The organism is Arthrobacter sp. SAFR-023, assembly GCF_051965295.1.
Taxonomy (GTDB): Bacteria; Actinomycetota; Actinomycetes; order Actinomycetales; family Micrococcaceae; genus Arthrobacter.
In genome coordinates this window covers 144,299-158,536 of the sequence record NZ_JBQCMF010000004.1, presented here as the reverse complement: position 1 = coordinate 158,536, position 14,238 = coordinate 144,299, and the positions used below count along the sequence as shown (strand labels likewise).

Here is a 14,238-nt window from a genome sequence, read left to right as displayed (position 1 = left end):
GCTGGATTATTGGAATGCCACCATCGTGAGGTGGCAGGGGACCCGAGGGGGACCGAAAATGACCGAAGAAAAACCCCCCAGCTGGTGGGTAACTTTGCCGGGCATGGTCACGGCGGCCGCCGCGTTGCTCACCGCGGTGACCGGGCTCCTCCTTGGCCTGGGTCAGCTCGGGGTGTTCAACGCCGCCAAAGCGCCAATTGTGTCCGGCCAGGCAACCGGCGCGGCGTCCCCGCGAACAGGAACGTCCACCCATTCCGGGGCCTCAGACCGGCCCGGGGAAACGGCATCCAGTCCCGGCAACACCGCACCGGGTGAAGGCCCGGGATGGACTGTCACACTGCCGGAGCAGCGCAAATACCGCTCGTCGGAGGTGGAATACGAGGTCCTCAGCGCGGAGGCCCGGCCCGACGTGGATGGGAAGATCACCCTGACGTTCTCGGTGCGCGCCACCAACCACGGCAGGTATGACCTCAACTTCTGGGATTCCACCTTCCGGCTCAATGTCGCCGGCGTCAGCGTCGCCCCCGACTCGGGTTTGAACGAACTGGTCTCAGGTGACTCGAGCAAGTCCGGCGATGTCAGCTTCACCGTCCCGGCGGAGACGCGTGAAGCCGCATTGCGTATCAAGTTCCTGCAGGGCGAGAGCACGGTTAGTGTGCGTGTGGCCTCGCCCTAGCCGGAACCAGCAGTCCTGACTAGTTCCAACTGCTTCCACCTGCCCTGAGGCCAGGAGCGCCCCGCACTCACCGCGAGGGCCTGACCACCATGGCGGAGCCTCCCCCGCGCCTGACCGGCTCAGCCGCGGCGACCATGCGCCCGCCGGACTCGAACTCGATGGCCGTAGCCGCGCCGATCTCCGCTGCCGAAGTGAACGCGTCACCGGAAGGGGTGAACTCGTGGCCGAACGGCTTCAGCTGGCTTTCATACGTCTTGATGAACGCCGGCTCGGCCGTTACCTTGGCCGCGTTCCGCTGCGCCGCCCGCGGAGCCGCGATGGCAGCGGAGATGTTCATCCCAAGGTCCACCCTGTTCAGGATGGTCTGCAGGACGGTGGTGATGATCGTCGAGCCGCCGGGCGAGCCGAGGGCCAGGAACGGCTCGCCGTCCTCCAGGATGATGGTCGGCGACATCGAGGACCGGGGCCGTTTGCCGGGCTCAATCCGGTTCGGGTCCTTCGGGTCGTACACGGTGGAGAAGTCGGTCAGCTCGTTGTTCAGCAGGAACCCGCGGCCGGGCACCACGATGCCCGACCCGCCGGTCTGCTCGATGGTGAGGGTGTACTCGACGACGTTGCCCCACTTGTCCGCGACGGTCATGTTGGTGGTGGAGATGTTCTCGGTGTCCTTCTCGCTAGCGGGTGCCGCCGCGGCGGCCGGGCACGCGCCGTCGTAATTTGCCACGTCACCAGGGGCCACCGGCTTCGATGCCGCCTTCTTCGGATCTATCTCGCAGGAGCGTTCCTTGCCGAACAGCGGGTCCGTCAGGCGACGCGTGGGAACATCGACGAACGCGGGGTCGCCCACGTACTTGCCGCGGTCAGCGAAGGCGAGCGCGCTGGCCTCGAGGTAGTGGTGCAGCGCGCTGGGCCTGGACATGCCGGAGAGGTTGAACGGCTCAAGGATGTTCAGCGCCTCGCCCACGGTGGTGCCGCCGCTGCTTGAGGGGGCCATGCCGTAGACGTCGAGGCCGCGGTACTCCACGTGGGTGGGTGACTGGTTCAGCGCGCGGTACTTGGCGAGGTCCGCCGTCGTCAGGTGGCCAACGGGGACAGGCAGCTTGGTGGTCTTGGTCTTGGGCGGAGCCTGGACCGTTGCAGCTATCTCCTTCGCGAGCGCCCCGTGGTAGAAGCCGCGTGTTCCCTTGTCCGCGAGCAGCCGGTAGGTTGCCGCAAGGTCCGGGTTCTTGAAAATACTGCCGACGGCGGGTGCGTCACCGCCGGGAAGGAAGAGCTTGCTGGTTGAGGTAAACGCCTTGAAGCGGAGCTTGTTGTCGAGGGTCTGCTGGCGGAAGGTATCGTCCACCACAAACCCGCGGTCCGCAACTTCGATGGCCGGCTCGAGGACGTCGTCGAGGTCCTTGGTTCCCCACCGGTCCAGCGCCCGCTCCCACGTGGCCGGCGTGCCGGGAACGCCCACCGACACGCCGCTGGTGACGAGCTCCGGAGTGAAGTTGTAAGGTTTCTGCGTCTTCGGGTCGATGAAGGCGTCGTGCGGCATGGCCGCGGGTGCCGTCTCGCGGCCGTCGATGGTGCTGACACGCCCGGTGTGGGCGCTGTAGAAGAGGAAGTACCCGCCGCCGCCGACCCCGGCACTGTACGGCTCGGTTACGCCGAGCGTGGCCGCAGCGGCCACCGCGGCGTCCGCAGCGTTGCCTCCCCGGCGGAGGATGTCGATGGCCGCGGCGGAAGCCTCCGGGTCCACGGTGCTCACCGCGCCGCCATATCCGGTGGCCGTCGCGGTCTTTTCGGTCACCCGCTCATCAGCAAACGCGGGAGGGGCGACGGCGCCCGCCGTCACGCTCATGGCCAGGGCCGTGGTCACGGCTGCTACTTGGCTTTTCAGGTGTGGCATGGTCGCTCCCGGGTCAGGGTAGTGCGGGTGACGGTACTGTCACGCTACTCCGCAGAGGAAGGACACTCAACGGCCTAAACTTTCACCGGCCGTGTGCTTCATCAGCCGCGGCGCGCTGCCGGCGGCTGGCATACAGGAACGGCACGGCGAGCAATTGGATGACGCCGCTGAACGCTACCGATGCCGGATAGCCGTACACATCGGCGGTCCGGCCGAGCACCGGCTGCACCACCACGCCGCCGCTTGAGCCCATGAGGGAGGCAAAGCTGAGTACTGTCGCCCGCTGCCCGGAGTCGATCATGTCGTTGAGGTAGGCCTGCCCCACCGGAGTCCCGACCTCTGCCACCAGCGCCCAGACGGCCAGCAGCATCAGGGCCACCCAGAATTCACGCGTGAAGCCGAGCGCCACCAGGATCAGCGCGCTCCCGGATCCGCTGAGGATCAGCACCGTGGTGCGTTTGCGGACCAGGCGCCGGAAGTGCGGCGCCAGCCAGCCGCCGAGGACCTCTGCCCCTGCCACGATGGCTGCGGCCAAACCTGCGATGGCGTACGCGCTGCGGTCGCCGAACAGCTCAAGCAGGTACGGCTGCAGGGCGTAGAAGACATAGATCCCGACGCCGGCCGTGAACGGCGCGGACAGCATCACGTAACGCACGGGCGGATTTTTCAGGCCGTTCTCGATGGACGCTGAAAGGACGGCGCGCGTCGCCTGAAGGGGACGCGCGGAGCGTTCAGGCGTGAAGCCGACGTCGTGCATGAGCCAGAGGGCCACCACGAACATGGCCAGCAGCACGCCCACCCGCAGCAGGAACGGCACGCCGAGGTCGGTGGCCTGGGCAATGACGCCGCCTGCCACTGACCCGATGAGCATGGCGGTGCCGGACACCACCTGGCCGCGCCCGAATACCGTCTCCAGCGCACCGTCGTAGCCGGAGAAGTGCAGCGCGTCCACGAGCCACGCCTCCACGGCGCCGGAGAAGAAGGTGAAACCCAAACCAAGCAGCACGGACACCACAGCCCACGACCAGAACGGGGCGGAAAGCTGCCACAGCAGGTAGTAGAGGAGCGTCGAAACGGACAGGGTCGCGGTGCCGAGCAGGAAGGAAACGCGGCGCCCCCAGCCGTCGGCCACCACGCCCGTGGGCACCTCGAACAGCACCATACCGGCGGTGAAGAAGGCATTCGCGGCAAAAGTCTCAAGGTTGCTGAGCCCCGCGTCGAGCAGAAACAGCGTGTTGATGCCCCAGATGAACGACGCCGCAAGGGTATTGCCCAGTGTCAGCGTCAGGTAGATGCGCTGCACCTTGCGGGCCGCCGGGTTCATCGCCTCGCTGTCCGTCCCGGCGCGGAGTTGGGGCACGGAACCCATTCTCGTCGTCTTCGCCGGGGGCCGCCAGAGACCCTTTTATCAGGCGGCGTTCGAGCGTAGCGTCGTGCCCAACGGAGTGGGCGGCGAAAGGCGGTGCGGCTCCGGTCCGCACAGCGCCGCCTCCCTCCTGAGCCGTCGAAGGAGGCGGGAATGGCTGCTGGCTGGAACGCTGATACGGCTGCCGGTCCGGTGGGGTCGGGCACGGTCACCCTGGTGGAGGGGTCGTCCTTCTGTATCTCCTCGGCGAACGGGGATATTCACCCGGAGCATCCGCACGGGGTCTTCCATGAGGACACCCGCATCCTGTCCCGCTGGAACCTGTCAGTGAACGGCCTGCCCCTGGAGGCGCTGACGGCGGAAACCAAGGAGCCTTACCGGGCGCTGTTTATTGGCCGCGTTCCCCGCTCGGACGGGTATGCGGACAGTCCCCTGATCGTGGAGCGCCTGCGGGAGGTCGGTGCCGGCATCCGCGAGGAGATCACCATCCGGAACTACTCCTCGAAGGAAACCGAGTGCGTAGTGTCCCTCAGCGTTGAGTCGGATTTTGCCGATCTCTTCGAAGTGAAGGAAGCACGTGTCCAGCGGCGCTGGGAAGAATCCCGCCAGCCTGAGGGCGACTCCCTGGTGATCAAGGCGGGCTGGCAGGACCTCGTTAAGAGCGTCGTCGTCAACGCACATGGCGCCGAGGTCACCGCCGATTCCCTGACCTTCCGGACGTTAGTCCCGGCGCGCGGTGCCTGGAGCTCTCGGGTGAGCGTCGCGCCGGCCGCCAACGGCGGCGGCGGCGGGGTCCCGCCGTCGTCGTTAATCCGTCCCGCGCCCGGTGACGTATCACCGAGCGACCGCCGCCGGCAGGAATGGGTGGCCAAGATTCCCAAGCTGCACATGGGAAACCGTTCCATCGAGCGGACCCTGCGGCGCAGCTATGACGATCTGGGCGCGCTCCGCATCGAGGATCCCGCACATCCGGAGCGCATCGTGGTGGCCGCCGGTGCCCCGTGGTTCATGACGCTGTTCGGCCGGGACTCGTTGTGGGCCTCGGAAATGGCGCTGCCGGTGGATCCGTCCCTGGCGCTGGGCACCCTGCAGACGCTGGCCGACCGCCAGGGCAAGGTGGTGGACGTGATGAGCGAGGAGGAGCCCGGGAAGATCCTGCACGAGGTCAGGCTCGGCATCTCCAGCGGGCTGGCGCTGGGCGGCAAATCCGCCTACTACGGCAGCGTCGATGCCACGCCGCAGTTCGTGATGGCGCTCGGTTCGGTGAGCCGCTGGGGCTTCGCCAAGGACACGATTGCAGCGCTGCTGCCCCATGCCGACCGCGCCCTGGACTGGGTGCGGAATTACGGCGACAAGGACGGCGACGGTTTCGTCGAGTACGAGCGCCTCAACGACCAGGGCCTCATCAACCAGGGCTGGAAGGACTCGTGGGACGGCATCAACTTCGCGGACGGGACGCTGGCCGAGCCGCCCATCGCGCTCTGCGAAGTCCAGGCCCTGGTCTACAGCGCGTTTCTGTCCAGGGCATGGATGGCGTACGACGCCGGCGACGCACCGTTGGCGGCGCGGCTCACCGAAGAGGCGGCGCAGCTGAAGAAGAAGTTCAACGAACAGTTCTGGCTGCCGGACCGCGGCTATTACGCCGTCGCGCTGGACCGCAACAAGCGGCCGGTGGATGCGTGCACTTCGAACATGGGGCAGTGCCTTTGGCACGGCATCGTGGATGAGGACAAGCTGCCGCTGGTAGCCGAGCGGCTGATGACCCCCGAAATGTTCAGCGGCTGGGGTGTCCGGACGCTGGCCACGGACATGGGCGCCTACAACCCGGCCAGTTACCACAATGGGTCGGTCTGGCCCCACGACAATGCCATCATCGCGGTTGGCCTGTTGCGCTACGGCTTCGTGGCGGAGGCACAGCGGATCGCCACGGCCCTGCTGGAGGCCGCCGAATACACCGACGGGCGCCTGCCGGAACTGTTCTGCGGCTTCAGCCGGGACCAGGTCACCGAACCGGTGCCGTATCCGACGGCGTGCTCCCCGCAGGCATGGGCGGCCACCACGCCGATCATGCTGGTGACCAGCCTCATGCGGTACGACGCGCACGTGTCCCGGGGCGGCATGTGGCTGGATCCCGTGCTGCCCGAATCCTACGGCGACCTGCACATCACCAACGCTCCCATGGGCGGCGGCCGGATCACCATCAACATCACGGGTTCCGAGCCCTCCGTGCAGGGGCTGCCGGAAGGACTGACCTTCCACCGCGAACACCGGCCGTGGCTGACGGAGCTGCTGGCTGAAGCCGGGCTGGGAAAGTAGGAGGCGGGCTGGGTAAGTAGGTGCCGCGTTGGGTAAGTAGGAGCCGGTCTAGGCAAGTAGGGCTAGGCCCGGCGGTCCAGCGCCTGCAGCAGCCGGTGAACGGAGCCGCCGAGGTTCCACTCGGTGGCGAGGCGCTCGAGCTCTTCCCGCGCCCCGCCCCGGACGGCATGCAGTTCCGCGCCGGCTTCCTCAAGGGAGGGCAGCTCCAGGTTGCGCACCACGTTGACGACGGCGGGGGCCACCTTGAGATAGTCCGCGGCCGCGGCGAGCTTGGACCGCACCGAGGCGGACACCTTGCCTCCGGGATCCGCCGCCGCCGCGAGCAGCCCGTCGAGCGTGCCGTGTTCCAGGAGGAGCGCCGCGGCGGTCTTCTCGCCGATGCCCGCCACGCCCGGCAGCCCGTCGGAGGCATCGCCGCGAAGGGTGGCATAGTCGGCGTACTGCTCGGGAAGCACGCGGTACTTCCCGACCACCACGGCCTCGGTGAGCGTTTCGAGGTTTTTCATGCCCCGGGCGGTGTAGATCACCCGCACCTGCCTGGTATCGTCGACCAGCTGGAAGAGGTCCCGGTCCCCTGTCACCACGTCCACCGGAAGGCTGGCGTGGCTGGCATAGGTGCCCACGACGTCGTCGGCCTCATGCTCCGGAGCGCCCACGACGGCGATGCCGGCGAGGCCCAGCACGTGGCGGATCAGTGGGATCTGCGCCTCCAGCGCGTCCGGCACCACTTCCACGTCCGGGACAGCCTGCCTCACCTCGGCGACCCGGTGGGACTTGTAGGTCGGGATAAGGTCAACCCGCCACTGCGGACGCCAGTCGTCATCCCAGCAGGCCACCAGATGTGTGGCGCCGTAGTCCGTGGTGAGCCGCGCAATCATGTCCAGCAGGCCGCGGACGGCGTTCACCGGCGTTCCGTCGGCCCGGCGGATGGTGTCAGGCAGGCCATAAAAGGCGCGGAAGTACAGGGAGGCGGTATCCAGCAGCATCAGGCGGTTGACCATGACTGATCCTGACACGGAATCACCGCCCGGTGCCTGTGACACGGGCCGGAAGTGGGAGGATGGGCGCATGGAACTGCACATCACCGGCGACCCGGCCGCCGACAAACTGCTCAGCGATGACGCTTTCGCGCTGCTCACCGGCATGCTGCTTGACCAGCAGGTGACCATGGAGTCGGCGTTCGCCGGACCCGAAAAGATCCGCACGCGCATCGGCTCCATCAGTCCTGCCGCCGTAGCGGAACATGACCCGGCGGGCTTCGTTGAGGTGTTCAAGGAGCGCCCGGCCGTCCACCGCTTCCCCGGCTCCATGGCCGGGCGCGTCCAGGCGCTCGCCGAGGCCGTGCAGAGCGAGTGGAACGGCGACGCAACCGCCATCTGGACCCGGGACGAACCCGACCGCAAAGAAGTTCTGCGCAGGTTGAAGGCCCTGCCCGGATTCGGCGAGCAGAAGGCCAAGATCTTCCTGGCGCTGCTCGGCAAGCAGCGCGGACTCGAGGCGCCGGGCTGGCGCGAGGCCGCCGGCCACTATGGCGAGGAGGGTTCGTACCTCTCGGTCGCGGACATCGTGGACCCCGAGTCGCTGACGAAGGTGCGCGCCAGCAAGCAGGCAGCCAAGGCCGCTGCCAAGGCAGCGAAGGCGCCGGCCGCCCAATAGCCGTCTACCGAACAGGGGCTAAGTCCGAACAGGGGTTAAGTACGACGGCGGCCGGTCGCCTTGGCGTTACAGGCTCAGTACTCGCCCTTGATCACGAAGTAGGAGCCGCGGATCTCGCCGGCCAGCTTCGACTTTTGCCGCGCGAACTTGAAGTTTGAGGCGAGTTCCTCGGGAACTTCCATGCCTTGCGACAGCTTGAAGCCCACTGCCCGCTTCGCCCCGTCCTCGATCCCGTACATCACGTTGATTGACAGGCCGGATTCGTAGAACACATAGGCCATCCGGAAACCGTCCACCTCGAAGGAAGTAACCTCGAGCGGACGGGACGAGATGACGATGTTGCGCTCTTCCGAGAGGATGCGGTTGACCCAGTCGAGCGTTTCCGGCGCCTCACTGGCGGGCCTGACGGTAAACGCGTGGCCGTACTTGTTCTTGTAATAACGGGCCTCGTTGGCACGCAGGCCTGCCAGCGGCTCCGCCACTGGCGACGATTCCACGCCGATGGTGGATACGTTCTGGAAGTCTACGGTGTATGGCATGCGCCCTCCTGATCATGATTCATCGCACTCCTCACCCTAATGTCCGGCGCTGCAGCCCGGCTTCTCGATTCCTGATCGATTGGATTCAGTAGCTTGAGTCAGCAGCGCGGGAGTCAGTAGCGCCAGCGGAGGGCAGCGATGACAGCCTCGCGGTCAAGCTTGGCAAACCGCTCTGCTTCGCCGCGCCGCACCGCAACGTAGGCGTCCAGCAGTTCATGGCCCAAAGCGGAGCGGAGGAAACTGCTGCTCTCAAGATCGTTCAGGGCCGTGAACAGGTCAGGTGCAAACGCCCGGATATCCAGTCGCTCCCTCTCCGCCTCGCTCAATGTCCCGGGATCGACGGTGACCTCCGCAGGCAGTTTCAGCCGATTCCTGTAGCCCTCCATCGCGGCGGCGAGAATGGCCGCTACGGCAAGGTACTGGTTGGCGGATCCGTCGCAGCATTTCACTTCGGCGTTCGATTGCCCGTCCCCGTCGCCCCTCAGGCCTGGTACGAAGCGGACGGCGGCCTCGCGGTTGCCCGTGCCCCAGCAAACAAAACTGCCCGCCCATTGTTCTGGTTGTAGCCGGGCCAGGCTCAAGGCGCTTCCGCCCAGCAATGCCGTGCTTTCCGCCAGCCTGCCGAGCACGCCCGCGATCATGCTCTCGCCTTCCGGGCTCATCTGCGTCGCGGCTGCAGCGTCGTAAAAGACGTTGCCGGCCCTGGTTCTCGCGGAGAAATGGATGTGGCAGCCGTTGGTCGCTGTTTTGGAATCCGCCATTGGCGAGTAGGAAACGCGCAATCCATGCCGGTGGGAAACCCGGGCGACGATGAACCGGGCGAGAAGGTAATCGTCCACGGCCCGGACCGGGCTTCTCGGAGCCAGGGCGATTTCCACCTGGCCCTGGCCATACTCGGGGTGGATCTGCTCCACCGGAACGCCGGCCTCCACCAGCGCTGCAAGCACGTCCAGATGCCACGCTTCCAGCTGCAGGAATGCGGCCGCACTGTAGCCCGGACCACCGTGCGCCAGAACAGGCGCATCCTGAGTACCGCTGAACACTGTGAACTCCAGCTCGAAGCCTACCGACATCTCCAGCCCGGCCGTTGACCATTCGGCTGCCACTCGTTTGAGGGCAGTGCGCTGGCAGGTAGGAAACGGAACACCCTGCATGTCCACCAGGTCGGCCGGCGCCCAGGCGAGGCCGCTTGCCTTGTCGATGACGGCAACTGCCGAGCGGTCCGGCATTCCGCGCAGGTCACCGACTATGGGATCGATCCCGGATGATCGGGTGACGTGATCGTCAGCGGCCAGCAGGACACCGACGCTGACTGAGACGCCGCAGCCGTGGTGGAAGGCGCCCTCGACCCTGGGTCCCGGCAAAACCTTGACCCGTGACACACCCGCGTTGTCCAGGTGGGAAATGACAAGAGCCCTGACTTGCTGGAGATCCAAGTCTGCCTTGGGATTTGAAGTCACAGCTTTCCTTCCGTCGTCCGGGCAACCGGCGCTGGCCTTAGGCGCTCAGGTTGGCTTAGGCGCGCAGGTTATAGACACGCTCCGCGTTTTTCGAGGCCACCATCGTGGCAATTCTCTCGGTGTCCTTAGCTGTTGCCCAGCCCGAGGCAATCCATTCGTCCATGAGGGCCGCGAACTCCGTTCTCCAGCTGGCCGCACTGACAGCGTAGTGCTCGGCAAGGCCATACGAGTCCGATGAGTACAGAACCTTGCTGAACGGTGCGATCTCCATCGCCTGGCGGATCGCTGTGCAGGCGCTCGGGCCCAGGTAGTGGGATACCAGACCCGTGTCCAGGTAGACGTGCGGGAAGACCTGGGCCAGGATCCCGGCTTCCCTGATAAAGGGGTAGCAATGCAGCAGCATGAAATCGACGCCCAGTGTTCTGGTGGCGCGGAAGAGCGGGGTGAGCCGGGATGGATCAGCCCGGAACAGCTCAATGTCGCCGTCGCCGTATCCGGTGTGGAGCTGAAGGGGAAGGCCTGCATCGATTCCGGACCAGAGCCCGAACCTCAGCAGGACCGGGTCCGTGACTCGGAAGGTGCCGGTTCTCTCCGCGGTGCGGAACCATTCGTCAGCGGCTTTGAGCACTTCGGGCCCGGACGGCCGTTCGGCGGGAATGTCGAAACCATGACGGTAGGCGATGATGGATTTCAGTCCCACCGCCTCGCGGCTTCTGGCGGCCAGGGTCGCCGGGAGTTTCGCAACGAAGTCGGCTGCCGTGGACTCCGCCGCGAGGTCCTCCGCGACCCTCTCGATGCGGACGATCTCGGCGGTACGGGCTCCAGCACGCGCCGCCATCTCACCGGGGCCAAGAAGCCGTGCGTCCCGGATGCCGGTGTCGAGAAGGTAGTCGGACGTCCCTGTGCTGCGAAGCAGCAGTCGGCTGGCTTCCGCGGCGCCGACGCTCCTGCGCCGTGCAAGGTATTCATCCAAGGACGCAAGGGGTTCGAGCCCGAGGATCGGGGCGCAGAAACGCCGCACCGCCAGCCCGAAGGGCGAATCAAGGCTGTCCGTTCCTGCCGGTCCCGGCCAGTCGGACTCGGTGGCCAGGCTCCTGAACCCGTCGTCGCTCAGTTGGGTGTCGACGACGCCATGGCTGTGGTGATCGATCAGGGGCAGGTCGATTCCGCGCGTGCTGGTGTCAGTCATGGACTGCCTCCAATGTCAGCTGGCGTTGACCGCCGGGGTGTCTACCCGTCCGCCCAGAGCAGCCCAGAGGTAGCGGATGGCCGCCTCGACGCCTTTGGAATTCACTCCGGCCAGAAGCTGCAGGACCAGGCCGTCCAGCGCTGCGAACGCCGCCTGGGCAGCACCCTCCTGCCCGCCGAAGCCAATCCGCTCCAAGCCGTCGGAGAGCGCTGCAATGTAGCTTTCGTAGAGATGCTGCACCGGTCCCGCCAGTTCGGGGCGCCGCCGCGATTCCAGGATCATTTCGTACTGGAAAATCTGGATATCGGGGTTGTTCTCAATCAGCGACAGGATGCTCTGGCAGAACTCCTCCTCGGTCGCGGGCAGTGCCTCCAGCTGTGACAGCCCGATCGACTGCTGCACGGACCATTCCAGTGCGGCTTCGATGAGGGCGTCCCGCTTGCCGAAGTGATGGACCACCAAAGTGTTGTTGACGCCGGCGTGCTCGGCAACAGCACGGAAGGTCAGGCCCCGCAGGCCCTTTCGCGCCACCACATGCACGGTTGCCGCGAGCAAAGCTTCGCGGCCTGTGCCGTAGCTGTTCTGTTTCTGCCCGCTCATGTGACCGATTCTAGCCGCTGGGCGCAGCGTATTGACTTCAAACCTCAGCAGATGCTTAGCTGTGATGCACCGCACAACTAAGCAATTGCAGAGTTGTTTATCCCAGGAGGATCGAATGTCCACATCCACGAACGCCATCGAGTTCACCGTCCACGGTGCCTTTGATCCGCAGAAGTACGAGCCCTTCATTCTGGGCCAGGTCCAGTGGGTTCGACGCCCCGGAGACGGCGACCGTCCAGCACTGTCCGCAGGTTTCTGGCACGTCACTACCGAGGAGGCCCCCGAACCCTTCGACCTGCTGATCGAGGCGGACGAAACCATCCACATCATCGAAGGCCACCTGCGCATCGAGGTGCAGGGCGGCGAGAGCTTCGACCTGAAGGCAGGTTCAGCGGCTTCATTCAACAAGGGAGCCCAAACCCGGTGGACTGTGGTCGAGGACACCACCGAGTTCTTCGTCTACTCCTGACCGACAGCAAGCGGATCTGAAACAGAAGGCTCACCATGACTGACACCATCAACAACACCCGGCAGGCCGACGTCGTCATCATCGGCGCAGGCTTCGCCGGCCTTACTGCTGCCCGTGAACTGCGCCAGGCGGGTTTGTCCGTTATCGTTCTCGAAGCAAGGGAGCGCATCGGCGGCCGCACCTGGCTGGATGACCGCCTCGGCCGCCCCCTGGAAATAGGCGGCACGTGGGTACACTGGACGCAGCCCTATGTATGGGCGGAGATGAAGCGCTACGGCATCGGCGCCGTTCAGAGCCCTGTTCCGGAACGTGCCTACTGGTGGGCCGGCGGTACACGGCACGAGGGCAGTCCGGATCAGCTGCTGAGTGAAATCGATGCGTCCAACCGGAAGCTGGTGGAACAATCGCGCGAGTACTTTCCGCAGCCCTTCGCCCCGTTCACCAACCCTGATGTCAAGGGCATTGATCATGCTTCCCTGCCGCGAAAAATTGCGGAACTGGGAATCACTGATTACTCCCGCGACATCCTGGAATCATTCTGGGCGCTGAACTTCAACGGGCCGATCGACGATGCTGCGTTCACCCAGGCCCTGCGGTGGGTGGCGCTCACCAACGGAGACTGGATGGTCAACTTCGAAGCCTGCGCCACCTTCAAGATCGAGGGTGGGACCGGCAAGCTGATCAGCGGCATCGCCGCCGGAACAGACGTCCGCCTCGGAACGACCGTTTCGGCCGTCACCTACGCGGCTGGCCACGCCACCGTCAAGACCACCGACGGAAAGGAATTCCACGCAGCACACGTGGTCAGCACGCTTCCGCTCGGAGCCATGGGCGCGGTCGCGTTCGACCCCCCGCTTCCCGCGGCAAGCCGGAAGAGCATCTCTGAAGGCCAGGTCTCCAAGGGCATCAAGGTCTGGATCACCGTCAAGGGCGAGGTGAAGCCCTTTGTTGCCCTCGGATCCGCCGAATGGCCGCTGAACTTCGTCCAGACGGAATACGACCAGGACGGCAACACCATCCTCGTCGCGTTCGGACCCGACACCGCCCGGCTTGATGCCGCCGATGCCCGGCAGGTCCAGGCCGCCCTTGACCTGCTCGCGCCGGACCTTGACGTGATGGATGTCGCCAGCCACGACTGGACGAGCGACCCGCTGTCAGGTGAAACGTGGCCCATGCACCGGCCGGGCTTCCTGACAGAGTCCCTCCCCGGCTTCCAGCAGCCGCACGGCAGCCTCCTGTTCGCAGGGTCGGACTATGCCAACGGCTGGGGCGGCTTCATCGACGGGGCCATCGAAAGCGGGCTGGAAGCTGCCCGGAGCATCCTCAACGGGGCCGCCGCCTGATTTTCCGGGCACGTGCTACTTCTTAGCCGGCGAGAGGCCGGCGGCGTTCGCGTCGCCGGCAGCGCCCGAACGCTCAAGCAGTCTGCCGACCTGGACGACGGCGGATCTGATCTTCCCCGGATTTCCAAAAGTAAGGAACTGGAGCATCAGTCCGTCGAGTGCAGCGAAAACCGCCCGGGAAAGTTCGTCGTCCGTATCGAGGGAACGCTGGCGGAGAGCCGTCTCGACAGTTGAGATGTAGTTGTCGTAAAGGCGGTCCAGAAGGGCCTTAAGCTCGGGCTTTCGCCGCGCCTCCAGAAGCATTTCAAACTGGAACAGTTGCAATTCCGGCTCAGAGGCCACGGAGGCCAGCAGCGCATCTGCGAACTGCTCGTCGAAATCCGCCACGCGGGCAAGTCCGGTTTCATCGATGGACCGCTGCACAGCCCACTCAAGGGTGGCCGCGAGCAAGCCTTCGATCGAACCGAAGTGATGCGTTATGAGCGTGTGATTCACACCTGCCCGGGAGGCAACAGAACGGTAAGTGACTCCCCGCAGGCCCTTCTCGGCAACAACATCAATGACCGCTGCCAGCAGTGCATCGCGGCCATCCCCGTAGGGCAAACGTTGGGAATCCAGGCTCATAAGGCGATTTTAGCCCCGCCGGCACGCCTGACTGGGACCCTTGACTCCAGAACTAAACACTTGTAGAGTTTTGCTCGTGATGCGGCTCACGTTCCGCTCGTCACAT

The 14,238-nt window shown here is 65.6% G+C and carries 13 protein-coding genes; 5 read left to right on the top strand and 8 right to left on the bottom strand.

The window, feature by feature from the left end; translation table 11 throughout:
- The first annotated feature begins 58 nt into the window (after window positions 1-58).
- Window positions 59-676: a hypothetical protein gene (locus ACTHQX_RS06520; protein ID WP_440156376.1), complete on the top strand. Its 618-nt coding sequence runs from the start codon at window positions 59-61 to the stop codon at window positions 674-676.
- A gap of 67 nt (window positions 677-743) precedes the next feature.
- Here the strand turns inward: ACTHQX_RS06520 and ggt are convergent, their stop codons facing one another.
- Window positions 744-2,570 carry a gamma-glutamyltransferase gene (gene ggt / locus ACTHQX_RS06515; protein ID WP_440156375.1) on the bottom strand — a complete coding sequence of 609 codons (1,827 nt, stop codon included), beginning with the start codon at window positions 2,568-2,570 and terminating at the stop codon, window positions 744-746.
- Window positions 2,571-2,652: 82 nt separating this feature from the next.
- On the bottom strand, window positions 2,653-3,894 hold the full coding sequence (locus ACTHQX_RS06510) for an MFS transporter (RefSeq protein ID WP_440156440.1): 1,242 nt from the start codon (window positions 3,892-3,894) through the stop codon (window positions 2,653-2,655).
- A 195-nt stretch (window positions 3,895-4,089) separates the two neighbouring features.
- Between ACTHQX_RS06510 and ACTHQX_RS06505 the strand changes: the two genes are divergently transcribed.
- Window positions 4,090-6,252 (top strand): amylo-alpha-1,6-glucosidase, encoded by a 2,163-nt coding sequence (locus ACTHQX_RS06505; RefSeq protein WP_440156373.1) that lies wholly within the window; start codon window positions 4,090-4,092, stop codon window positions 6,250-6,252.
- Between the two features lie 62 nt (window positions 6,253-6,314).
- Here ACTHQX_RS06505 and ACTHQX_RS06500 read toward each other — a convergent pair whose 3' ends face one another.
- Window positions 6,315-7,253: a 5'-3' exonuclease gene (locus ACTHQX_RS06500; protein WP_440156372.1), complete on the bottom strand. Its 939-nt coding sequence runs from the start codon at window positions 7,251-7,253 to the stop codon at window positions 6,315-6,317.
- A gap of 67 nt (window positions 7,254-7,320) precedes the next feature.
- Between ACTHQX_RS06500 and ACTHQX_RS06495 the strand changes: the two genes are divergently transcribed.
- Window positions 7,321-7,908 carry an HhH-GPD-type base excision DNA repair protein gene (locus tag ACTHQX_RS06495; protein ID WP_440156371.1) on the top strand — a complete coding sequence of 196 codons (588 nt, stop codon included), beginning with the start codon at window positions 7,321-7,323 and terminating at the stop codon, window positions 7,906-7,908.
- A gap of 74 nt (window positions 7,909-7,982) precedes the next feature.
- Here the strand turns inward: ACTHQX_RS06495 and ACTHQX_RS06490 are convergent, their stop codons facing one another.
- The 4 genes from ACTHQX_RS06490 to ACTHQX_RS06475 all read right to left on the bottom strand — a co-directional run bounded on the left by ACTHQX_RS06490 (window position 7,983) and on the right by ACTHQX_RS06475 (window position 11,696).
- Window positions 7,983-8,447 (bottom strand): phage tail protein, encoded by a 465-nt coding sequence (locus ACTHQX_RS06490; RefSeq protein WP_440156369.1) that lies wholly within the window; start codon window positions 8,445-8,447, stop codon window positions 7,983-7,985.
- Window positions 8,448-8,560: 113 nt separating this feature from the next.
- Entirely contained in the window at window positions 8,561-9,907 is a 1,347-nt protein-coding gene (locus tag ACTHQX_RS06485) for a hypothetical protein (protein ID WP_440156367.1), read from the bottom strand.
- A gap of 55 nt (window positions 9,908-9,962) precedes the next feature.
- Window positions 9,963-11,096 (bottom strand): amidohydrolase family protein, encoded by a 1,134-nt coding sequence (locus ACTHQX_RS06480; RefSeq protein WP_440156365.1) that lies wholly within the window; start codon window positions 11,094-11,096, stop codon window positions 9,963-9,965.
- 15 nt (window positions 11,097-11,111) lie between these two features.
- Window positions 11,112-11,696: a TetR/AcrR family transcriptional regulator gene (locus ACTHQX_RS06475; protein ID WP_440156364.1), complete on the bottom strand. Its 585-nt coding sequence runs from the start codon at window positions 11,694-11,696 to the stop codon at window positions 11,112-11,114.
- Between the two features lie 115 nt (window positions 11,697-11,811).
- Between ACTHQX_RS06475 and ACTHQX_RS06470 the strand changes: the two genes are divergently transcribed.
- Together ACTHQX_RS06470 and ACTHQX_RS06465 are read left to right on the top strand one after the other, a co-directional pair.
- Window positions 11,812-12,165, top strand: a complete 354-nt coding sequence (locus tag ACTHQX_RS06470; RefSeq protein WP_236803242.1) for a cupin domain-containing protein — start codon at window positions 11,812-11,814, stop codon at window positions 12,163-12,165.
- 35 nt (window positions 12,166-12,200) lie between these two features.
- Window positions 12,201-13,508, top strand: a complete 1,308-nt coding sequence (locus tag ACTHQX_RS06465; RefSeq protein WP_440156361.1) for a flavin monoamine oxidase family protein — start codon at window positions 12,201-12,203, stop codon at window positions 13,506-13,508.
- Window positions 13,509-13,523: 15 nt separating this feature from the next.
- On the opposite strand, the gene ACTHQX_RS06460 is transcribed toward ACTHQX_RS06465, so the two are convergent.
- On the bottom strand, window positions 13,524-14,132 hold the full coding sequence (locus ACTHQX_RS06460) for a TetR/AcrR family transcriptional regulator (protein WP_236808766.1): 609 nt from the start codon (window positions 14,130-14,132) through the stop codon (window positions 13,524-13,526).
- Window positions 14,133-14,238 lie beyond the last annotated feature (106 nt).